Here is a 22,527-nt window from a genome sequence, read left to right as displayed (position 1 = left end):
GGTAAACTCAGTTGCATTTGAACCTGAAAAAGTGTAGTTTTTTAAAATTAAATCTTCTTCTCCGCTATTAGTAATGGTTAGTTTGATTTCTTTTGATGTTGGGATTGCTACTTCTCCAAAATCAACTGTACTTTGATCTATTGAAAATTTAGCAGGGCTTAATTGTGGTTCATCATCTTTACTACAAGAAAGTATTAATATGGCTACAAGAGCATATAGTATATTTTTGATATTCATTTTTTTTATTTTATAGTGTGATGAACTGGTTTAAACTTTTTTACTTCAATCAAAAAAGTTTAAATCAATTCAATATTTTTTTAAGAAGCTTTATTGGCAGTTTGTATTATAACTCGCTGTATCGTCTTTTCTCCAAGAGCCATCATTAGGAGGTGTAAAGCTAGAATCTATTTGAATACAGGTTAAATTGGGATTGTCTTGGGCTTTCATATAAGTTAAACCATTGTTATTACCATTGGCAAGGTTTAAACTGATTAACTGATTGGAATAGCAATATAAGCTTGTTAGAGCCGCATTTTTCGAAACATCTAAACTGATTAATTGATTATAAAAACAATAGAATTCTGTTAAATTCACATTTTTACTAATGTCTAAGCTGGTTAGTTGATTGGAATCGCAATATAAATATTTTAAATACACATTTTTTGAAACATCTAAATTGGTTAATTTATTGAATTGACAAGCTAAATATATTAGAGCCTCATTTTTACTGATGTCTAAGCTAGTAAATTGATTATTTTTACAATATAGATATTCTAAATTCACATTTTGACTCAAATCTAAGCTAGTTAGTTGATTGGAAATGCAATATAATTCTGTTAAATCCTCATTTTTACTGATGTTTAAGCTGGTTAGTTGATTGGAAATGCAATATAACTTTGTTAAAGCTACATTTTTCGAAAGATCTAAACTGGTTAGTTGATTAGAATTACAAGATATAATTGTTAAATCTATATTTTTCGAAACATCTAAATTGGTCAATTGATTTCTTCCAACCAATAATACACTTATATTTACAAAAGCTTCAATACCCGTCAAGTCACTTATATTACGTTCATTACAGTTTAAAGTACCACTATATACTTCAGCTTCACTCACCTGTATTTCACCATCATCGTTGATGTCTATTTTACTAATACCATCTCCTGTTATAGTTGTTCCATGAGCTAGCAAACTTGCTTTAAAATTGGCATCAGGGATATTAACTATGGCATTGGGATCGGGAATGCCGTTTCCTTCAAGGTTAACTGTATAAGTGCCAACGTTGGTTGCAATAGAGAGTGTAGCAATTTTATTCCCTGTACTTAGAGGGGCAAATGTAACCTTAATACCAGTTGCAGCATTCGATTGTAAAGTAATCGAATTGTTAGGAGTGTTATATGTATCTGCATTGGCTCCTTCTAAGGTTATTTTTGAAATAACTAGTTCGGCATTACCTGTATTGGCTACTGTAAAGTTTATTGCCGCTGTTGTATTTATTTCAACATCACCAAAATTTTTACTCTCAGGGTTAATATTAAAAATGGCAACTGGTTCTAGCGTCCCTTTACCTGAGATATTAACTTTATGCTCACCTATATTACTGATAATGGTAAGTATTGCTGTTTTGCTACCTTCTTCTGTAGGTTTAAAGATTACTGAAAACTCATACGTTTTACCTGCTTGGATAGTTTCTTCTGTTTCACTTGCTCTAACAGTAAACTCAGTTGCATTTGAACCTGAAAAAGTGTAGTTTTTTAAAATTAAATCTTCTTCTCCGTTATTAGTAACGGTTAGTTTGATTTCTTTTTGTGTTGGTATTTCCACTTCATCAAAATCAACTGTACTTTGATCTATTGAAAATTTAGCAGGGCTTAATTGTGGTTCATCATCTTTACTACAAGAAAGTATTAATATGGCTACAAGAGCATATAGTATATTTTTGATATTCATTATTTTTATTTTATAGTGTGATGAACTGGTTTAAACTTTTTCGCTTCAATCAAAAAAGTTTAAACCAGTTCAATATTTGTTTTTATAGAAATTTTATTGGCAACTTGTACTATAACCGGTCTGAGCAGCCTTTTCCCAATTAGAAGGAGGAGTGAAGTCTGCATCTATTTGTATACAGGCTAAATTTGGATTGTTCGTAGCCCACATTGTACTTAGTTTACTATTGTTACCATTGGCAAGGTTTAAAGCTGTTAGTTGATTCTGAAAGCAATATAAAAACTCTAATGCAGGGTTACCAGAAACGTTTAAACTTGTTAACTGATTCGACGAGCAATGTAGATTTCTTAGAGCTGTATTTTGGGATACATCTAGACTAGATAATTTATTAGTTGAACAGCTTAACGTTATTAAATTGATGTTATGAGATACATCTAAATTGGATATTTGGTTATTAAAACAACCCAATAATTCCAGACTTGTGTTTTTTGAAACATCTAAACTGCTCAATTGATTATTATTACATCTAAATTCAAGTAGAGCTGTATTCTGTGAAAGATCTAAGTTGGCCAGGTTGTTGTTGTCACAAGAAAGCTCCTCCAGAATGATGTTTTTGGAAACATCTAGGTAGGCTATCTCATTGTTTGTACATGATAAATACTTCAAAGCGGTATTATGGGTCACATCCAAACCGGCGAGCTTATTATTATGAACAAACAATGTATGCAACGCAGTATTGTTTGAAACGTCTATACTATTTAATAAATTGGTCGCAATTATAAGAGTTCTTAATGCTGTGTTATTAGAAGTGTCCAAATTGGTTAATTGGTTATTAGCCAAATACAAATCTTCTAAAGCAGTGTTTTGAGAAACATCTAGGTCAGTTAATTCATTATTTTGGATCCACAAAACTTTTAAGTTTGCATTACTAGAAACATTTAAACTTTTCAATTGATTGTTATCGCAAGCTAGGTATTCTAAAGCTACATTATCACTTACATCCAAATTAGTTAATTGGTTCTGTACTATATTTAATTTGGTAATGTTTACGAAAGCTTTAATTCCTGTTAAATCACTTACATCTCTATTATAGCAATTAATAAAACCTTCATACGATTGCGCTTCACCTAGTTGTATTTCTCCATCATCATTGAGATCAATTTTACTAATACCACTTCCAGTTATAGTTGTTCCATGAGCTAATAAACTAGCTTTAAAATTGGCATCCGGAATATTCACTATAGCATTTGGGCCAAGAATTGCACTTCCCAATAAATTTATTTTATGCTCACCAACATTACTGGTAATGGTAAGGATTGCTGTTTTATCTCCTGTTTCCGTAGGTTTAAAAATGACTAAAAACTCGTACGTTTTACCAGCCTCTACTGTTTCTTCCGTTTCACCGGCATTAACTGTAAATTCTGAAGTATTGGAACCTGAAAAAGTGTAGTTTTTTAAAATTAAATTTTCTTCTCCGCTATTGGTAATGGTTAGTTTGATTTCTTTTTGTGTTGGTATTTCTACCTCGCCAAAATCAACTGTACTTTGGTCTATTGAAAATTTAGCCGGGTTTAATTTCGGTTCATCATCTTTACTACAAGAGAAAATTAATATTGCTACAAGAGCATATACTATGTTTTTGATTTTCATAACTCAATATTTTTTTAAGTTTTTTTTAGTGAAATTCTAGAAACAGCCATTACTATAACTCGCCGTATCATCTTTTTTCCAGTAATAATCATTACTAGGAGGAGTAAACCCTTCGTCAATTTGGATACAATCAAGATTAATGTTGTCCTGAGCTTTCATATAAGTTATTTTATTGTTATAACCATTGGCAAGGTTTAAACTGGTTAATTGATTGGAAAAACAATATAAGCGTGTTAAAGCCACATTTTTACTCACATCTAAACCTGTTAGTTGATTTTCAAAGCAATTTAACTCTGTTAAAGCCACGTTTTGACTCACATCTAAGCTGGTTATTTGATTGCCAGAGCAACCTAAAAAATGTAAAGCATCATTTTGACTGATATCTAAACCGGTTAATTGATTTTCAAAGCAATTTAACTCTGTTAAAGCCACGTTTTGACTCACATCTAAGCTGGTAATTTGATTATTAGAGCAATACAAACCTTTTAAAGCCACATTTTTACTCACATCTAAACCTGTTAGTTGATTTTCAAAGCAATTTAACTCTGTTAAAGCCACGTTTTGACTCACATCTAAGCTGGTAATTTGATTATTAGAGCAATGCAAACCTATTAAAGCCACATTTTTACTCACATCTAAACTGGTTAGTTGATTGTCATAGCATCCTAAAATCATTAAAGCCACATTTTGACTGATATCTAAACCTGTAAGTTGATTTTCAAAGCAATATAACTTTGTTAAAGCGACATTTTGGCTCAAATCTAAACTGGTTAGTTGGTTTTTTCCTACGTATAATATCTGTAAGTTTACAAAAGCTTCAATACCTGTTAAATCGCTTATGTTTCGTTCATGACAATTTATACTACCGTAATATGCTTCAGCTTCTTTTACCTGTATTTCACCATCATCATTAGTATCAATTTTACTAAAATCATCTCCAGTAATAGTTGTTCCATGTGCTAACAAACTTGCTTTAAAATTCGCATCTGGAATATTTACAATAGCATTGGGATTAGGAATGCCGTTACCTTCAAGGTTAACCGTATAAGTACCAACATTTGTAACAATAGAGAGTGTTGCTGTTTTGCTACCTGTGGTTTGAGGGGCAAATGTAACCTTAACGCCGGTAGCACCATTTTGTGGTATGGTAACTGAATTGTTAGTAGTGGTATATGCATCTGCGTTAGTGCCTCCTAAAGTGGTTTCTGAGATAACCAGATCGGCATTTCCAGTATTAGATATCGTAAAGTTTAGGATGGCTTCATTCCCCAGCATTACATCTCCAAAATCTTTACTTTCCGGATTAATGCTAAAAACAGCCACAGGCTCCGGAGCTCCTTTCCCTGATACGTCTACCTTATGCTCACCAACATTACTGTTGATGGTAAGCACTGCTGTCTTATCTCCCTCTTCTGTCGGTTTAAAAACTACTGAAAACTCATAAGTTTTACCTGCTAGTACAATTTCTTCTGTTTCACTAGCTTCAACGGTAAACTCAGCTGAATTTGAACCTGAAAAAGTGTAGCTTTTTAAAATTAAATCTTCTTCTCCGCTATTAGTAACGGTTAGTTTGATTTCTTTTGATGTTGGTATTTCTACTTCTCCAAAATCTATAGATGTTTGATTAATAGAAAATTTAGCAGGGCTTAATTGTGGTTCATCATCTTTACTGCAAGAAAGTATTAATATGGCTACAAGAGCATATACTATATTTTTGATATTCATTATTTTGATTTTTATTTAAATTGAAAACTTTATTGGTAGTGTATGCTATAACTTACTTAGCATTTTTTCTTCTAAAATCAGGACATTTGTGCTTTTCCCAATAAATTGATTTTATGCTCACTTACATTACTAATTATTGTAAGTATTGCTGTTTTGTCACCTATTTCTAAAGGTTCGAACGTAATAATAAACTCATAAGTTTCACCGGCTGGTACTGTTTCTTCCGTTTCACCTGCATTAACACTAAAATCTGATGCATTTGAACCAGAAAGTATATAATCTTTTAAGATTAAATCTTCCTCTCCGGTATTGGTAATGGTTAATTTAATGTCTTTTTTGCCCGATAATGCTCCAACCACACCAAAATCAACTGTACTTTGATCTATTGAAAATTTGGCAGGGCTTAATTGTGGTTCATCATCTTTACTACAAGCTAAAAGGCTTAATACAATAGCAAAAAGAAGCAGAGCTACTTTTAAAGGAGTTTTCATAATACGTATTTTTTTATAGAATTTTAAATTATAAAGCAAAAGTAGATTCACAGTATAAAATTTTCCCCACCCATAATGGGTAGTTTTTCGGTTAGCTATGTTAAAAAGTGTGATTTTAGTATAGTTTTCGTGGTTTTTCGAGTTTTATTTTTTTTTCTTTACCAAAGTTTCTAATTCAAAAAATATGTGGCTTAGAATTATAGCTTTACTTTTTTGTTGGTGTGGAGTCGCTCAAAATAAACCGATACACTATTCGGCTTCTAATGGGTTGCCTCATGATATCACCTATGGATTATTTCAAGATTCGTCAGGGTATATTTGGATTGGTACAGATAATGGATTGGTAAAATATGATGGTAATGAGTTTAAAATATTTACAATAAAAGAAGGACTACGTTCTAATTATGTTATAGATGTTAATGAAACGAAGGATAACAAAATAGTTGTAGGAACATGGGGTGGAGGGGTGCAACTGATACAAAATGATTCTGTTTTAATCTCTACAGGATCAACCAACCATTTTTCAAAGATTAGTAAAATAGATATACAAGAAGATGCAATTATAGCTAGCTCAGGAAAAAATAGTTTTCATGTTTTGTATAAGAATGGGAATAGCTACCTTGAAGAAAAAACAAATTTTAAGATTAATAAAGATGCCCTACTTTTTAATATAAGAAAAAAGATAGGAGCAGTTGGCTCAAGGGTATTAAAACCAATTAATATTAATGGTGAATTATTTTATATAGGAGGAAATAATTTTGGTCTTCAAAAAATAAAAGGGATTATCTCATTAAATTTTAAGCAGTTTTCATATAAAGAAGAGTTCCCCTTTTTAGGAGAGAAAGAAATTAATGATTTAATTTATGAAGAAGATGAGGGTGCTTACATAGGGTTGTCAGATACAGAAGAAATCATTTTTGATAATAAAAAAATTTTAGAAGTTAAACCTCTAAAATTTAAAACAGTAAAAAATAATTATAAACTTAAGAGGTTTGTAAAAACTAAGAGGTTTAATGCGTATGTTTTAGAAGATGATTTCCATATAAGTGACCAAATAGTATTATACGATAACGTAAGTAAAAAAGAAATTAATTTTTCTTCTGAACAAGAAATAAATACGCTTGTTAGTGATATTATCAAAGATAAAGACGAGAATATTTGGATTTCATTAAATGGTCAGGGAGTGTATTTTATTCCAAATACTTACGAACACGATAATAAATCTTTTTTTAATGATGTACCCTTGCATGATGTTTTGCAATTAAATAATAATAACTTATATTTTTTATCTCTAACTTCAATTTATTCTCTTAATACTTACGAACAAAGTAATACTTATCCTTTTACATATTTTTTAGGAGGTTTTAACGCCTCTTTATCAAATAAAGATTCATTGACGATTACAACTACAACTTCGGGTAATTATAAACGAAAACTTATAGAATTTGATAAAGAGTTAAAAAAAGTAATGTTATTAAAACTCTGTTATAAAAAAAGAATTAAAAATTCGGAGCTATCGATGTCCTATTGGGGAGATGAACTAAATATCATTACTAATGAAAATAAGTCCCAACTAAAAATTAATTTTAAAGAAGAGACTCAAATAAAAGATGTACAGTTAATTAATGATGAATTATGGGTTGCTACTAATTTTGGCTTTTTTATTTACGACTCAAAAAGTTTTAAAGAAAAGAGAAGAGTGGCTTCTTTACAAGGATTGTCTAACACCAATATTAAATCTTTTACTCCATCGCAAAAGAAAATATATGTAGCAACCATTAATGGATTGAATGTGATAGAAAAAGACTCTGTAAAAGTTTATACAAAAAAAGATGGACTGCCTTCAGATAACTTAAATCATGTTTTTGTAGATCATCACAACATTGTCTGGTTGTCACATCAAAAAGGATATTCGGTATTTAAAAACGGTAATTTTTACAATTTTACTAAAGAAAACGGAAGTTCATTTTCTTATGTAAACAAAATTATAGAAGATAAAGATGATTTTATTTGGTTAGTAGGGAGTAATGGAGCAAAAAGAATAACAAATACCTTGCCTTTCAAACCAAGTAATAAACCTTCAATACAAGTAAATAATAGAGAAAGTCAATTTAAATTAAACGTAATTGATTTTTCTGGAGAAGCATTATTGGTGCAATATAAAGTTGGAGATAATTATTGGATATCTACACAAGAAAGAACGTATGATTTTTCTAATTATCAATACGGCAAGCATAAAGTACAATTCAGAGTAAGAAGATCTTCGAGTGACTGGAGTTATTCAAAGGTTTATAGTTTTTCTAATGTAGCTCCTTGGTATAAAACTTGGTGGGGTGTGTTAATAATTTCTGTTGGAATCTTACTTCTTTTAGTATACAGAATTTTAAGTGTTCTTAAAAAAAATCGTTTGTTAAAGAATGCAATGATTAGTCAAAAAAGGTTAGAAAAAGAGCTAAGTGAAGTAAGGCAAAATGTGGCTAGTGATTTTCATGATGAATTAGGGAATAAATTAGCGGGTATAACAATAGTCTCTGAGCTAATACTGAAAGACGAGTTTATAAAACAGTCAAATTCTTTTGAAGCAATAAAGCAAATTCAGCGAGATGCTAAAAGTTTGTATTTTGGAATAAGAGATTTTGTGTGGAGTATTGATAGTAAAAGTGATTATCTAGAAGAATTAGTTGTTTACTTGTCAGATTTTGGTGAAGAATTATTTCAAAATTCTAATATTACTTTTAAAGTAGAAAAAGAAATAAATAAAGAAATAAAAAAACTTCCTAGTTATTGGAGCCGTCAATTATTATTACTTTTTAAAGAAGCAATGACAAATAGCTATAAGCATTCTAATGCATCTGAAGTTGTTCTGTCAATTATTTTAAAGAAAAATATATTAAAAATTGAATTAAAAGATAATGGGAAAGGATTTGTTGAATCAGAATTAAAAAGAAAAAATGGTCTAGATAACATGAAAAAAAGAGCACATAAAATTGAAGGGAGTTTGCAGATAACTACTAAAGAAGAAACCAAAGTTATATTTACTGGGATGATAAATAAGTAAAAAATGAGAAAAAGAGTTGTACTCATAGAAGATTATCAAATAGTATTGGATTCATTTACCAAAATAATTAACAATACCGAAGATTTCATAGTTGTAGGAGGGTTTAATACTTGCGAAGATGCGTTGCTTAAAATTCAAGAAATAAAACCAGACTTTGTATTAATTGATATTTCCCTTCCAGGAATGAATGGTATAGAGGGAATAAAAAGGATTAAAGGTTTGTTACCCTCTGTTTCAATTATAGTGGTAACAGTACATGAAAATTCTAGATACGTATTTGATGCGCTCTGCATGGGGGCTGTAGGATATGTTACAAAAAGTAGTGGAGGAGAAAAATTAATAGAAGCTTTGTATCAGGTAGAAGCTGGCGGAGCTCCTATGAGTATTAATATTGCAAGAATGGTTGTAGAATCTTTTCAGAAAAAACAGTTCTACAATTTAACAGATAAAGAAAATAGTGTACTAGATCTTTTATCGGAAGGAAAAACGTATGCTTCAATAGCCGAAGACTTAAATGTTAGTGTTAATACAATTAAGTTTCATGTTCGTAATATTTATGAAAAACTACACGTATCTAACAAAGATGAGTTGATTAATTTGATAAAAAATAAATCAAATGATTAATAAGGAACGTTTTTGTGAATCCACATCTATAGGACAAGACGACTTAAAAAAAAGTTACAAGATTGAAAAAATAAGATACGAAGTAGTACAGAAGCTCTTTAAATAGAATTAAAAGTTTTAATTTTTCGAGTTAATAGGATACAGTACTTTTCAGTTGTTTTTTTCGGTATTCAGAAGGTGTTAGTCCGGTATGATTTTTAAAGACACGATTAAAGGATGTTTTACTTTTAAAACCAGCTTCATAAGCAATCGCTAAAATTTTATAATCGCTATATGTTGGATCTTTTATTATTTTTTGAGCTTCATTAACCCTATATAGATTTATGAATTGGTAAAAGTTCTTATCAAAACAAAGGTTTAGAACTTCTGAAAGATGATGCTTATTCATGGAAAGTTTTGAAGCCAGTTCTGATTGATTAATGTCAAAATCTAGATAAGGTTTTTCTTTTTCCATGTAATCTAATATTTGCTCCATATATTGGTTTCTATCTTGCTCTGTTAAAGAAGAGTTTTTATATGGTACTAATTCATTTGAATTTTGCTCTTTTTGGATTGCAAGCTCCTTCATTTTTGTTTTTAGAGCTTTGTTTTCATTATTAAGCAATTCATTGGTCTTTTCAAATTGTTCTCGATCGGTTTCTAATACCTTCTTTTTACGAATGTAAAAGAACAGCAGGACTCCTAAAAAAACAACGATGAATCCACTAAAAATAAGCATTTTATTTTTATTATTATCTACGACAGTTAAAGATTCCAAACGTGATTTGATAACTTGTTTTTCGGCGTTGGCATCATGTTTTAAATCAAGCAGAGCAGCATTAGATTGTTCTTTTAATAATCTCTTCATAACTTCTGCATAAAGTTCCTGCTCTCTGTTTGAATTTCGAAAATTGCCCAGCAATTTATAAGCTTTTGCTAAGTGGTAATGTGCTTCTTTTTCAAGGTTAAGATCTTTTCTAACGATAGCAATATCTAATACTTCTTTTAAGTAAGGGATAGCTTCTTTTGGTGTTTTTTTCTTTACATAAGCCATTCCAAAATTTAGCAATGAAACAGGTCTCCTATCTAATGAATGCTTTGTAGAGTAAGCCACTGATTCCTTAGCAGCTTTAATAACTTCATCCCATTTTTCTTGTTGAAAATAAGAGTAACCGATGTTGTCGAGTGCAGTAAGAACAGCTCCAAAATGTTGTATGCGTTCTCCTATAGTTTTTACTTCATGTAAGTATGTTAATGCTTTTTCGTAGTCTTTCTTTTTAGTATAGCTGTTTCCCAACCCATTATAGGCGGCAACCTTTATAAGATCAGATACTTGGTTCTTTTCAGATAAAAGTAGTACTTCTTCCATACAAGAAATTACCTTATCAGTATTATCCATTTGGCTGTAAACATTGGCAAGATTAACAAGTATGTTAATTTTTGTAACTTCTTTATCAGAAGTTTTTTCGTTAAACTCCAAAGCTTTATAAAATTGTTCTAATGCTTTTTCATAGGCGTCTACAACATTATAATAGATACCGTGATTAATAATAGCTTTAATTTCTAATTTCTTAAGGTTCAGTTTTTGTGAAACTAGAAGTGCTGAATCGTTATATTTTTTAAAAGCTTCATAGTTCGCATTATTATAGGCCTTTCCAGATTTATCAAGATAGCTCTTGCAATCTTCTATAGTCTTATTAAAATCAGGTAGTCCTTTTTCTTGTGCTTTTAAAGTAGAAATGAAGAAAAAAAAACACCCTACAATAATTTTTAAAATATTCTTAAAAGGGAATGATTTTGATAAAAAGTTGTAGTTAAACATTCTTTTTAATAGGGTTTAGTTAAGTTAGTATTGGGGGCAATCATTTTAAAAAACAAATGTAAAATGTTTGTAGCAATTCTTCCAAAAAAATGATGAAGAACTAATTTTTGTCTTCTTTTCCTTAAAAAGAAGTACCACTCACCAAGATGGTACATTTAACAAAAGGTTGATGTTTATTATTGCAGCCAAAAAAGATTAATTACCCTGAATGTATAGATTTATGAAAACAAAACTAACAGTGTTATTTCTGTTCTTCCCTTTTTTGTTTACAACCATCATAGCACAAACCACAGCTATACCCGATGCTAATTTTGAACAGTTTTTAGTAGACCAAGGATATGACTCTAATGGTGTAACAGGAGATATTTTAAATAGCGATGCACAAGCAGTTACTCAATTAAATTTTAACCGTAATGATATAGCCAATTTTACGGGACTGGAAGCTTTTACAAATATTACGATTCTTAGATTAGCAGATAACCAATTTACAACCTTACCTTTAGACGTATTAACAAAATTGGAGATATTCTACTGTAGAGATAATGAAATTCTTACATCTCTTGATTTTTCTAAAAACATAGCTTTAAGAATACTTCATATAGAAAGAGATATTTTTAATCGTACTTCTTATAATCGACCGATTACCAATTTAGACCTTTCTGCAAATATTAACCTAGAAGATCTTATAGTTAAAAAAAGTACCAATTTGACAAATATTTCTTTGCCTATAACAGCTACTTTAAAGAAAATAGAGTACGATGGATTGGCACTAGGAACTATAGATATAAGTCGTTTAGATGGTTTAGAAAATTTTATTATAAAATACAATACAGGTTCTTCTAATTTGATAATGCCTAATGTAAAGAATGTGCTTAAAAATTTTACTATACAAGGAATTAATGTAACCAGTTTTGATATTATCTCGGAGTATATTTCTTTGGAATCTCTTTCTTTATTATATACGGGGATTGGAAGTTTGAAGCTCCCTGCTACAGATACATTTAAAAGATTGGTAGTATTACATCATGACTTTACTTCTCCAATTTCTTTTGACATAGTTCCTAATTTGGAACATATAGAAATAAGAGATGCAAAAAATGTCCCACTAGAAATAGATGTAACCAAAAACTCAAAATTAAGATCCTTGATCTTATGGAACAATAAGATGACTTCTTTGGATGTAACTCAAAATAAGGTGTTAAACTATTTAACACTAAGAAGAAACAATTTAACAAGCTTAGATGTTACTCAAAATACCCAATTAACTTCGTTGAATGTGGGGATTAATAACTTGACGTCATTAGATATAAGTAATTGCATTATATTATCAAAGCTAGAAGTTTACAGTAATCAACTTATCGGGAATGACATTTTACAACAGTATTATACCATTAGAAAAAATGATGGAGGATTAAAAAGTTCAAATGAATTAGATGTAGGAGGTAATTACCTTTCAGGGGTAATTCCTGATTTTTCAGAATTAGTGGTGCCTGGAGTGACGACTAATTTTGATTTTGATTTTGCATACAACAAATTTGAGTTTGGTGATTTTGAAGATCAACATGCTCGTTATTTAGAAATGAGACAGAATGGTGAAATAGCTTCTTGGTCTTACGATTATGCTGCTCAAAGGAAAGTTGATGAGGTAGAGAGCATAGCGAAAAATACAGGAGAGAGTATTGTTCTTACAACGACTGTAAGTGGAAAGCAAAATCATTATAAATGGTATAAAGATAAAGTTGCCATTGCTGGTGCGCCAGATTCACCTAATTTAGAATTAACAAACATTACAAGTTGCGATAGTGGGGTTTATTATTGTGAGGTAACTAGTGATTTAGTTCCTTTTGAAAATAGTGATGATCCAGGTTATAATGGTAAAAATCTTTTATTGGTACGCAATGATATAACCTTAACAATTAATTCAGATCCTCTAGCTTGTGTATCGTTGAGTACTCCTCTAAACGGGGTAACCCAAGTACCAATAACAACAACTCTTGAATGGAATAAGAATAATGGTGCTTGTGGATATAAGATAAGTGCTGGAACTTCTTCTGGAGGAACTGATATCGCAAATAATATAGACTTAGGTAATGCATTAACTTATAGTTTTGCGACTGATCTTCCTGAGAATACAACAATTTATGTAAACATCATTCCTTATAATAAAAATGGAGACCTTACTAGCTGTATAGAAGAATCTTTTACCACAGCTGGAGTTCCCGAATGCACCTCTTTAATAAATCCATTAAATGGAGCTACAGATGTACCTGTAACTACCGGTTTACAATGGAATGCAAGTGTAACAGCAGACGGATATCGATTGAGTGTAGGAACTACATCAGGAGCATCAGATATCGTTAACAATCTAGATGTAGGAAACACAACGAGTTACAATTTCGCAAGTGACTTGCCAGAGAATACAAAAATTTATGTAAGCATTATTCCTTACAATTCAGCAGGAGATGCTACAGGATGTAGTGAAGAAAGTTTTACCACGGAAACAATTATAGTCATCCCTGATTGCACTTCTTTAATAAATCCGTTAAATGGAGCTACAGATGTGTCTGTAACTACCGGTTTACAATGGAATGTAAGCGCAACATCAGACGGATATCGATTGAGTGTAGGAACTACATCAGGAGCATCAGATATCGTTAACAATCTAGATGTAGGAAACACAACGAGTTACAATTTCGCAAGTGACTTGCCAGAGAATACAAAAATTTATGTAAGCATTATTCCTTACAATTCAGCAGGAGATGCTACAGGATGTAGTGAAGAAAGTTTTACCACGGAAACAATTATAGTCATCCCTGATTGCACTTCTTTAATAAATCCGTTAAATGGAGCTACAGATGTGCCTGTAACCACCGGTTTACAATGGAATGGAAGTGTAACAGCAGACGGATATCGATTGAGTGTAGGAACTACATCAGGAGCAACAGATATTGTCAACAATCTAGATGTAGGAAACACAACGAGTTACAATTTTGCAAGCGACTTGCCAGAGAGTACAAAAATTTATGTAAGTATAATCCCTTACAATTCAGCAGGAGATGCTACAGGATGTAGTGAAGAAAGTTTTACCACGGAAACAATTATAGTCATCCCTGATTGCACTTCTTTAATAAATCCGTTAAATGGAGCTACAGATGTGCCTGTAACCACCGGTTTACAATGGAATGGAAGTGTAACAGCAGACGGATATCGATTGAGTGTAGGAACTACATCAGGAGCAACAGATATTGTCAACAATCTAGATGTAGGAAACACAACGAGTTACAATTTTGCAAGCGACTTGCCAGAGAGTACAAAAATTTATGTAAGTATAATCCCTTACAATTCAGTAGGAGATGCCATAGGATGTAATAAAGAGAGTTTTGTTGTAGAAGAGCCATTAATTACAAAAACTACCAAATATGGTGTTTCACCTAATGGAGATGGCATTAATGACTATTGGGAGATTCCAGAGATTGAAAACTATCCAGACAATGTTGTTACTATTTTTAATAGATGGGGAGATATGGTGTTCAAAATTAAAGGTTATGATAATAATAGAAAAGTATTTCGTGGAGATGCAAACCGTTTAACTAGTCTCGGGGCAGGTAAATTACCTGAAGGAACTTATTTCTACAGAATCTCAATAAACGGATCCAATAATTTAAACAAACTACAAGGTTTTATAGTATTAAAAAGATAACATGACATTAAAATATAATATACTAACAACAGCATTTCTATTATTTTCGGCTATATATATTGTAAAAGCTCAGCAAACACCTGTTTTTTCAGACTATAATTATAATACCTTCATTTTAAATCCAGCACACGCTGGTTTATATACAGATGCAGAATTAGTTTTATCGAGTCACGGTGTAGGTACTTCAGTTGAAGGGAGTCCAGAAACTCATACATTATCATATAATACTTCTTTGAACAGAGGTAAGATGGGACTTGGTGGCGGTATTTTAAGTGACAGGATAGGAGTAACTAGAGTAACAAAACTTTTTGCATCGTATTCGTATAAAATAAATTTAGGCTACGATAACTACCAACCTAGATGGTTTGCTGCAAATCCGCAAATTATTTCTTTTGGGGTAACGGCAGGGGTTTTATCATACAATGAAGATTTACAACAGCTAGGAGTTCAGAATAATGATCCTGAGTTTGATGAAAATATTCGAGCAACAATATCTACAATAGGAATAGGGTTTCTTTTTAATAGGAGAAACATATACTTTGGAGCTTCCTTGCCAAATGTTCTAGGGAGTACATTTTCGAGTAATAAAAATATAAACTTAGACACTCCTTTTTATGCGTATTTCGGTTATCGGTTTTTTGCAGATAACATTGAGCGAATAATGATAAAGCCTAATACGCTTTTAAAATATGAAGAGGGAGTTCCTTTGCAGCTAGATTTAAATGTTTTAATAAGTTATAAACAAAAAATAGAAGCAGGTATAGGATACAGAAGTGCTTCAATGTTTAATTTTCTAGTAGGATTTTATGCATACAATAATCTAAGGCTTACATATTCATATAATCAACAAGTTCAGAGTTCACCTGTTTCTAACGTACATGGAGTTTCTCTTAGTTATCGTTTTGGAAAAGGATACAATAGGATGTTGTAGTATTACAATATGTGACCAAAAGTAAAATGAAAAGGAAAATAGATTAGGTTGAGAAAGTTGTTAATGGCTTTCTTGACCTTTTTGAATTTTAATAGCTAAAGAAAATTACAGATCAATTTTTCTTTTTAAGAATAAAAAAAACTGTAAATCTAAAGACTTACAGTTTTTTTGTCGGGGTGGCAGGATTCGAACCTGCGACCTCCTGCTCCCAAAGCAGGCGCGATGACCGGGCTACGCTACACCCCGAATAATTGGGACTGCAAATGTAGAAAAAAAATATAAATAGAAAAGAAAAAAAGAAAAAAAATAATTACGAAACAGAATAATTTATGGCTATGGTTGAATAACCAAAATATATTTAGAAATAAGACAATAGAACTAAAAAAAAATTACATTTGTAACTTCAAAAAATTTAGACGATGGCAGAAAAAATTAAATGTTTGATTATTGGGTCTGGTCCAGCAGGTTACACAGCAGCAATTTATGCAGCAAGAGCAGATATGAAACCAGTTATGTACACAGGAATGCAAATGGGAGGGCAGTTAACAACGACTACTGAAGTTGATAACTTTCCAGGATATCCGAACGGAACAGATGGTACTGCAATGATGGAAGATTTAAAAAATCAGGCAGAGCGCTTTGGTACTGATGTTCGTTTTGGTATGATTACCAAAGTAGAATTTTCTGAAAAGGAAGGTGGGGTTCACAAGGTAATAGTGGATGAAACTACTGAACTTGAAGCAGAAACAGTTATTATTTCTACAGGAGCTACCGCTAAATATTTAGGAATAGAAAGCGAACAACGTTTAATAGGTGGTGGTGTTTCAGCTTGTGCTACATGTGATGGATTCTTCTATAAGGGACAAGAGGTAGTAGTAGTTGGAGCAGGAGATACGGCTGCTGAAGAGGCTACTTATTTAGCTAATATTTGTAGCAAAGTAACTATGTTAGTTCGTAAAGATTATATGCGTGCTTCTAAAGCAATGCAACATCGTGTTGAAAGAACAGAAAACATAACCGTACTTTTCAATACTGAAATTGATGAGGTATTAGGTGATAATGTAGTAGAAGGAGTTCGCGCTGTAAACAACCAAACAGGTGAGAAAACAGAAATTTCTGCTACAGGTGTGTTTATTGCAATAGGGCATAAGCCTAACACAGAGTTATTCAAAGGAGTATTAGAAATGGACGAAACAGGTTATTTAATAACCAAGGGAAAATCTACGAAAACTAACTTACCAGGAGTTTTTGCAGCAGGAGATGTTCAAGATAAAGAATACCGTCAAGCAGTTACAGCTGCAGGTACAGGTTGTATGGCTGCTTTAGATGCTGAACGTTACTTAGGTTCTTTACATTAAACAACAGAAAATATAGTATTAAAAAAGGTTACGTGTATACGTAACCTTTTTTGTTTTTATAGAATTAGTGACTTCTAATTTGTGTTTTGTTCACTTTGTGTAATGATTTGTCTTATCCATTCGTTAGGAATTATATCTACCGTAAGATTTATACGTTCTTCATCACCATTATTTACTACTTTATGTGGATCGGTAAGTCGCATGTACCAGCATTCGCCTGGATTCATAAATACAGGCGTGTTATTTAAATAAAAAGTAACATTCTCATTATTAAGAATAGGAATGGTAAGACGAATAACAGATTTTTCAATTTCTAGACCTAATGTAGGATCGGTATGCTCTTTTACTACTGAATGAGGTGCCAATCTAAGTAATCGTACTAAGGTTACAGTTGTGTGTTCTTTAAAAAAATCGATTACCTGGGTTAGGTAAGGAGACTTTTCTAAGGCAGGAGTATCCAACCAATTGGTCCAAGAACCATCGGCATAATCTTCAGCAGGAGGCGGAAAAGGTAAAGAGTTATCAACCAAATGAGCAGGTGATCGTAAAGGAATCACATTGTAATATTCAAAATTGTCTAACTGTAACGCTTTCGCTTCCTCCAACATTTTTGAAGTTTCAAAATTAAAAGGAAGTCGTATACGATCGCTAAATGTATTACTCATTGATAGAGTAGTAGTATCTTTCTTTTGCATATGATATTTTTAGGTTAGTAATAGTATGTGGGTTTAGCTAGTCCTCATTTTTATTAATGGTAAATGTAGCCGTTAAGCCAACACTAAAATTTCGAGGTAATTTATGTACTCCAAAGATGGCTCTTGAGTGTATTCCTCTTTCTTCGAGTATTTTCACAAACAAATCAGAAGCTCCATTAACTACTTCAGGAGAATCATCCCAATCATCGGCAGCTTGAAAGTAAGCATCAATATGGTTGAGTCCAATAATATTTTCAAATCCAATTTTACTATCTACTTGTGCTAAAACATTCAAAGCGCATAATTCCATAGCTTTATATCCTTCTTCAGTAGAAATTTCTTTTCCTAACCTACCTTGATATAGGTATTCACCATTTAAAATGGGAAACTGAATAGCAATATAGGCGATATTATCTCGTACGTTAACAGATACATAGCTTCCTCCTGGTGTTGAAACATCAGGTAGTGTGTAGTTCAGTTTTTCTAAGTTCTCTTTTGGAGCCATTCTTTTAATTTTTATTATTTATAGTTGTTTTGTTTATGAGGCGCGCTGTTAGTAAATACAAGATTGAAAATTTTCAAAGTAGTTAAAAAAAGCAACTAATTTTAACTCATTTTTGGTAACATTTTTATTAATTCTGTTTTAGTGTTTTTATCTGCTCTTGACATTTGAAGTATAAATTGAGTCAGTTTTATTTCATCAATTTTTTGAATTTGACCTAAATGTATATTCAACTCTTGAGCGCCAATAGCTTCATTTAACTTATCAGTACTTTTGTATAGCCTTCCTTTTTTTCTTAAAGGCTTAAATTTTTCATCAATTATTAAGCAAATAAATTTTTGCCCACTAATGTTTATAGGATAGGCATCGTGTATTAATTCCCAATTAATAAAGTCTTGATTTGTGCTTCGATCAAAAATTCCAATTTCATTTATAATAATCATCGGCTTTCTGTCTAGCAAATTGTATATACCTAGCGGGTATGCAAGTCCAAAGAACCCGATGCAACTCCATCCAATCAAAGGCTTTTTTGGAAGTAGCCAAATTCCCAATAACACAAATATTGAACATAGTAGCATCATGCTAATTGCTCTTCTTTTAGACTTATAAAGTTTTATTTCAGTCATATAAGACTAGTCACACATTTAAAAACCTAAATTAGTAAATAAAAACCTACTTACGAAAACCAGTAAGGATTTTCATAAGTAGGCTCTAAAAACAATTCGTTTTATATCGTGTTAAATACGGTATTTATTTCTTCCAATTTTGAAGACGATCTAGATATAGATAGCTTTCAACAAATTCTCGATGTTCTTTACTAGATAATTTCTCTAACAATTCTAATGAAGAAATATAAGATGCTAAATTACCATTTGAAGATAAAAATTTACCATCTTCCATATAACTTATATTTCCGTCGTCTTGTACTTTGAGGTTTGGATAGTTTTTTTGTAAGTCTTCTCCGCCACCAATCCAAGTTACAATTTTCTTTCCATCTGCGATTCCAGATTCTCCAATTAAAGTAGCTCCAGCACAATTGCTTACTGTATACTCTGTATTGTTATTTTGACTTTTTATAAAATCGACTAGATTTTTATTTTTTACCTGTAACGACATATCATAAGCACTCGGAACAATTAAAATGTCGAGTTTAGGTGCGTTTTCTAAAGTATAATCAGGAAACATTTTTAACCCTTCTTCACTTACAATAAAATCATACGTTTCGGCAATAGTGATTACGTTAAAAAGCTGTTTCCCTTCTTTGGTCAGTTTAGTAAAAACATCCATTGGGGCAGTCAATTCAGTTGTTAAAACATCATCATACATTAGCAATCCAACAATAGGCAAGTCGGGATTTAGCTTTTTTAATTTCTCTGATAATTTAGTTTTTTGAGTTTCTGTTAAAAGAATCAATCCGCTTTCTGCATTCCTTTCAAGTATTCTTGGGCTACAACTAGCTAAAGGGTCAGTATTAGTTTCAATCTGATTTTCTGAAACCATTTTAGCGGTACTCTTTGTATCTTCTTTTGGTTTTTCTGAATTGCAACTTACTAAAATAGTAGCCAAAAGCGTAATTGTTATAATTTTTAAGTTTTTCATGTTCTTTATTTATTATTTCTTTCAGTAGGTTTAATTATCATTCTAAAATATTGGTCTTTATATATGTAATATCCTAGCCAATTGTAGAGTGTTCTCACTTTATTTTTAAAATTCACAAGCCCCATAATGTGTACAAAAATCCAAATTAACCAAGCGACAAAACCTTTTAAAGATTGTTTTTGTCCAGGAAAATCAAGTACCGCTTTATTTCTACCTATAATAGCTAAGGAACCTTTGTTATTGTATTGAAATGGTTTCCAGTTTTTGTTTCTTGTACTTAAATTATCGGCTAAATTTTTTGCCTGTTGTAATGCAGGTTGTGCTAACTGAGGATGTCCATTAGGATATTTTTTATCACCAAGAACTAGAGAGCAATCTCCTAAAGCATAAATATTTTTGTATGAATGTACTAGGTTAAATTGATTTGTTTTTAATCTTTTACCAGCTCCAAAACTGTCTTTTGAAAATCCTTCAAAAGTTTTTGCTGAAACTCCTGCCGCCCAAATAAGGTTTTTACATTGAATTTCTTTTCCATTAGATAAATACACCGTCTCACCATTAAAATCGTTAACCAATGTATTCATAATTAGAGTAACGCCTAGTTCGGATAACTTTTTTGAGGTATATGCTTGAGCGTTTTTAGACATTGCTGCTAAAACAGATTCATTTCCGTCAATTAAATATATTTCTCCAAGATCATTTTTGTGTAATTCAGGATAATCTTTCATGATAATTGAAGCTCTCATTTCAGCTAAGATTCCCGAAAGTTCAACTCCTGTAGGGCCAGCACCAGCAATAACAAAGGTTAAGTATTTTTTTCTTTCTTCTGCATTATGAATTCTGGTGGCACGGTCAAATCGGGTTAAAATAACATTTCTAAGGGACAACGCATCACTAATTGTTTTCATTGGTAAACTATATTTTTCAATATTTTTATTACCAAAAAAGTTGGTTTCTGTACCCGTAGCCATTACTAAAATGTCATATTCTAGCTCACCATTACTTAGTATTATTTTGTTTTCTTCGGGAACCACTTTTTCAAGGATTCCAAGTCGGAAACGAACATTTTTTAACTTTCTTAGAATTTTTCGAAATGGATAACTTATTGCCGAGGGTTCCATAAAACCAGTGGATACCTGATAAATTAGAGGAGGAAAGAAATTATAGTTGTTGCTGTCAACTAAAACTATTTCGTAATCTTCTGAGTTTCCCAGTCTTTTTACAAGTTCTAAACCAGCAAACCCACCTCCAATAACAACAAGTTTTTTAGTGTTTTTCATGATTAAGTTTACACTTTATTTGATGTAGTAACAAAGGTAGTCAAACCAATTTCGGTAAAAATTAAACTAGTTTAAGAAAACTATTTTCTTTTAATTTCACTTAAATATTCAGGGGTTAAGCCAAGAAAGCTTGCCAAAAGATATTGTGGTACCCGTTGTACAAAATCTGGGAAATCTTCACGAAACCTAAAAAATATCTCTTCTTTAGATAAACTGTATGAATATTTTAAACGCATTAAAGCAGCACCATAAGCCGTCTCATAAATAAGTCTAAAATATTTTTCCAATTTTGGAAATTTAGACAAGAGCTCTTGAAAATTTGAAAATGATATAGATAATACTTTTGAATTCTCTACAGCTGCAATATTGAAATTAGATAGTTTTTGGTTTTGAAAAGCTATAAAATCTGTTAACCACCAATTTTCTATAGCGAATTGTATGGTTTTATTATTACCCAAATCGTTAATGAAATATAGCTGTAAACAGCCTTTCGTAACAAAAAACAACCTGCCACATTGTTTACCTGCAAACAATAATGTTTCTTTCTTTTTGTATGATTGATAATCGAAAAAAGTTAGAATTTCAGATGACTCTTCTTCTGAAAGAGCCAAGTATGTTTTCATATGGTTTATTAAAGTGTTTTCAGTCATTAATTTAGATTTCTATTTTTTCCAATTCTGGAAGCTATAAGACATGTGTTTTTTTTAAAAAAAATATTGGGTTTTCCTTATAGCAAAAAAGAAGTTTTTATGGTTTTTAAAAATAAGGGAAGTATTTAAGGAATCAAAATAAAAATATCATTTAAAAGAAGAAATAACAAAGGAACTTTAAACCTGATTTTAAAAGAAAAAAAGCAGACTTCTAAGAATAGAAATCTGCTTTTTATTGCATCAAGAGTTATTTTATACTAAAGGAGTTGCTTGGAATCCTTTACTTTTTATAATAGCAACCACTTCTTCCTTAGTAATTCCTTTAGAACTTACCGTAAGAATTTTATCTTCATTGTTGGTATCTACATTCCAATGACAGATACCGGTTGCATTGTCTAAGTCCGATTGTACTTTTGAGACACAACCTCCACAGTTAAGGTTTGTTTTAAATTGTAGTTCTTTATTTTTATCCATTGTTTTAAAAATTTATTTGTTATTCTAATACTGCAAATTTCT

The 22,527-nt window shown here is 31.3% G+C and carries 18 protein-coding genes and 1 tRNA gene; 5 read left to right on the top strand and 14 right to left on the bottom strand.

Annotated features, from left to right (window positions below; genetic code table 11):
• From DFQ07_RS15650 to DFQ07_RS12460, 5 genes are all read right to left on the bottom strand, one after another.
• Positions 1–237, bottom strand: a 237-nt coding sequence (locus tag DFQ07_RS15650; protein WP_449649462.1) for an Ig-like domain-containing protein, incomplete at its 3' end; no start/stop codon positions are given.
• 90 nt (positions 238–327) lie between these two features.
• The gene (locus DFQ07_RS12475; RefSeq protein ID WP_133537352.1) at positions 328–1,950 is read right to left on the bottom strand and encodes a choice-of-anchor D domain-containing protein; all 1,623 of its coding nucleotides are present in this window, start codon (positions 1,948–1,950) and stop codon (positions 328–330) included.
• A 93-nt stretch (positions 1,951–2,043) separates the two neighbouring features.
• Complete coding sequence (locus tag DFQ07_RS12470; protein WP_133537350.1) at positions 2,044–3,597, bottom strand: choice-of-anchor D domain-containing protein; 1,554 nt, start codon at positions 3,595–3,597, stop codon at positions 2,044–2,046.
• A gap of 36 nt (positions 3,598–3,633) precedes the next feature.
• Positions 3,634–5,322, bottom strand: a complete 1,689-nt coding sequence (locus DFQ07_RS12465) for a choice-of-anchor D domain-containing protein (RefSeq protein WP_133537348.1) — start codon at positions 5,320–5,322, stop codon at positions 3,634–3,636.
• A 77-nt stretch (positions 5,323–5,399) separates the two neighbouring features.
• Positions 5,400–5,813, bottom strand: coding sequence for a choice-of-anchor D domain-containing protein (locus DFQ07_RS12460; RefSeq protein WP_133537346.1), 414 nt, complete (start codon positions 5,811–5,813; stop codon positions 5,400–5,402).
• A 184-nt stretch (positions 5,814–5,997) separates the two neighbouring features.
• Between DFQ07_RS12460 and DFQ07_RS12455 the strand changes: the two genes are divergently transcribed.
• Together DFQ07_RS12455 and DFQ07_RS12450 are read left to right on the top strand one after the other, a co-directional pair.
• Positions 5,998–8,871 carry a ligand-binding sensor domain-containing protein gene (locus DFQ07_RS12455; protein WP_133537344.1) on the top strand — a complete coding sequence of 958 codons (2,874 nt, stop codon included), beginning with the start codon at positions 5,998–6,000 and terminating at the stop codon, positions 8,869–8,871.
• Between the two features lie 3 nt (positions 8,872–8,874).
• Positions 8,875–9,495 (top strand): response regulator transcription factor, encoded by a 621-nt coding sequence (locus tag DFQ07_RS12450; RefSeq protein WP_133537342.1) that lies wholly within the window; start codon positions 8,875–8,877, stop codon positions 9,493–9,495.
• Between the two features lie 130 nt (positions 9,496–9,625).
• On the opposite strand, the gene DFQ07_RS12445 is transcribed toward DFQ07_RS12450, so the two are convergent.
• Entirely contained in the window at positions 9,626–11,296 is a 1,671-nt protein-coding gene (locus DFQ07_RS12445) for an AraC family transcriptional regulator (protein ID WP_133537340.1), read from the bottom strand.
• Between the two features lie 220 nt (positions 11,297–11,516).
• On the opposite strand from DFQ07_RS12445, the gene DFQ07_RS12440 reads away from it, so the two are divergent.
• Both DFQ07_RS12440 and DFQ07_RS12435 read left to right on the top strand, forming a co-directional pair.
• Positions 11,517–14,996: a T9SS type B sorting domain-containing protein gene (locus DFQ07_RS12440; protein WP_166627785.1), complete on the top strand. Its 3,480-nt coding sequence runs from the start codon at positions 11,517–11,519 to the stop codon at positions 14,994–14,996.
• A gap of 1 nt (position 14,997) precedes the next feature.
• Positions 14,998–15,927, top strand: coding sequence for a PorP/SprF family type IX secretion system membrane protein (locus DFQ07_RS12435; protein ID WP_133537336.1), 930 nt, complete (start codon positions 14,998–15,000; stop codon positions 15,925–15,927).
• A gap of 171 nt (positions 15,928–16,098) precedes the next feature.
• Here DFQ07_RS12435 and DFQ07_RS12430 read toward each other — a convergent pair.
• Positions 16,099–16,173 (bottom strand) — tRNA-Pro (locus tag DFQ07_RS12430).
• A gap of 173 nt (positions 16,174–16,346) precedes the next feature.
• Here DFQ07_RS12430 and trxB point away from each other — a divergent pair.
• Entirely contained in the window at positions 16,347–17,285 is a 939-nt protein-coding gene (trxB, locus tag DFQ07_RS12425; RefSeq protein ID WP_133537334.1) for a thioredoxin-disulfide reductase, read from the top strand.
• A 74-nt stretch (positions 17,286–17,359) separates the two neighbouring features.
• Here the strand turns inward: trxB and DFQ07_RS12420 are convergent, their stop codons facing one another.
• From DFQ07_RS12420 to DFQ07_RS12390, 7 genes are all read right to left on the bottom strand, one after another.
• Complete coding sequence (locus DFQ07_RS12420) at positions 17,360–17,980, bottom strand: aspartyl/asparaginyl beta-hydroxylase domain-containing protein (RefSeq protein ID WP_243743982.1); 621 nt, start codon at positions 17,978–17,980, stop codon at positions 17,360–17,362.
• Between the two features lie 37 nt (positions 17,981–18,017).
• Positions 18,018–18,485 carry a RidA family protein gene (locus DFQ07_RS12415; RefSeq protein WP_133537332.1) on the bottom strand — a complete coding sequence of 156 codons (468 nt, stop codon included), beginning with the start codon at positions 18,483–18,485 and terminating at the stop codon, positions 18,018–18,020.
• Between the two features lie 101 nt (positions 18,486–18,586).
• A complete protein-coding gene (locus DFQ07_RS12410; RefSeq protein WP_133537330.1) occupies positions 18,587–19,108 on the bottom strand; it encodes an STM3941 family protein in 522 nt (173 codons plus the stop codon).
• Positions 19,109–19,232: 124 nt separating this feature from the next.
• Positions 19,233–20,081: a DJ-1/PfpI family protein gene (locus DFQ07_RS12405; protein WP_133537328.1), complete on the bottom strand. Its 849-nt coding sequence runs from the start codon at positions 20,079–20,081 to the stop codon at positions 19,233–19,235.
• Between the two features lie 5 nt (positions 20,082–20,086).
• The gene (locus DFQ07_RS12400; protein ID WP_133537326.1) at positions 20,087–21,361 is read right to left on the bottom strand and encodes an NAD(P)/FAD-dependent oxidoreductase; all 1,275 of its coding nucleotides are present in this window, start codon (positions 21,359–21,361) and stop codon (positions 20,087–20,089) included.
• A gap of 80 nt (positions 21,362–21,441) precedes the next feature.
• Positions 21,442–21,984, bottom strand: coding sequence for a Crp/Fnr family transcriptional regulator (locus DFQ07_RS12395; protein WP_243743981.1), 543 nt, complete (start codon positions 21,982–21,984; stop codon positions 21,442–21,444).
• Positions 21,985–22,263: 279 nt separating this feature from the next.
• On the bottom strand, positions 22,264–22,485 hold the full coding sequence (locus DFQ07_RS12390) for a heavy-metal-associated domain-containing protein (protein WP_133537322.1): 222 nt from the start codon (positions 22,483–22,485) through the stop codon (positions 22,264–22,266).
• Positions 22,486–22,527: the final 42 nt, after the last annotated feature.

Origin of the sequence: Tenacibaculum caenipelagi (assembly GCF_004363005.1) — a bacterium.
In the GTDB taxonomy this organism is placed as follows: Bacteria; Bacteroidota; Bacteroidia; order Flavobacteriales; family Flavobacteriaceae; genus Polaribacter; species Polaribacter caenipelagi.
The sequence above is the reverse complement of the archived record's forward strand: the minus strand, read 5'-3'. Positions and strand labels throughout refer to the sequence as shown.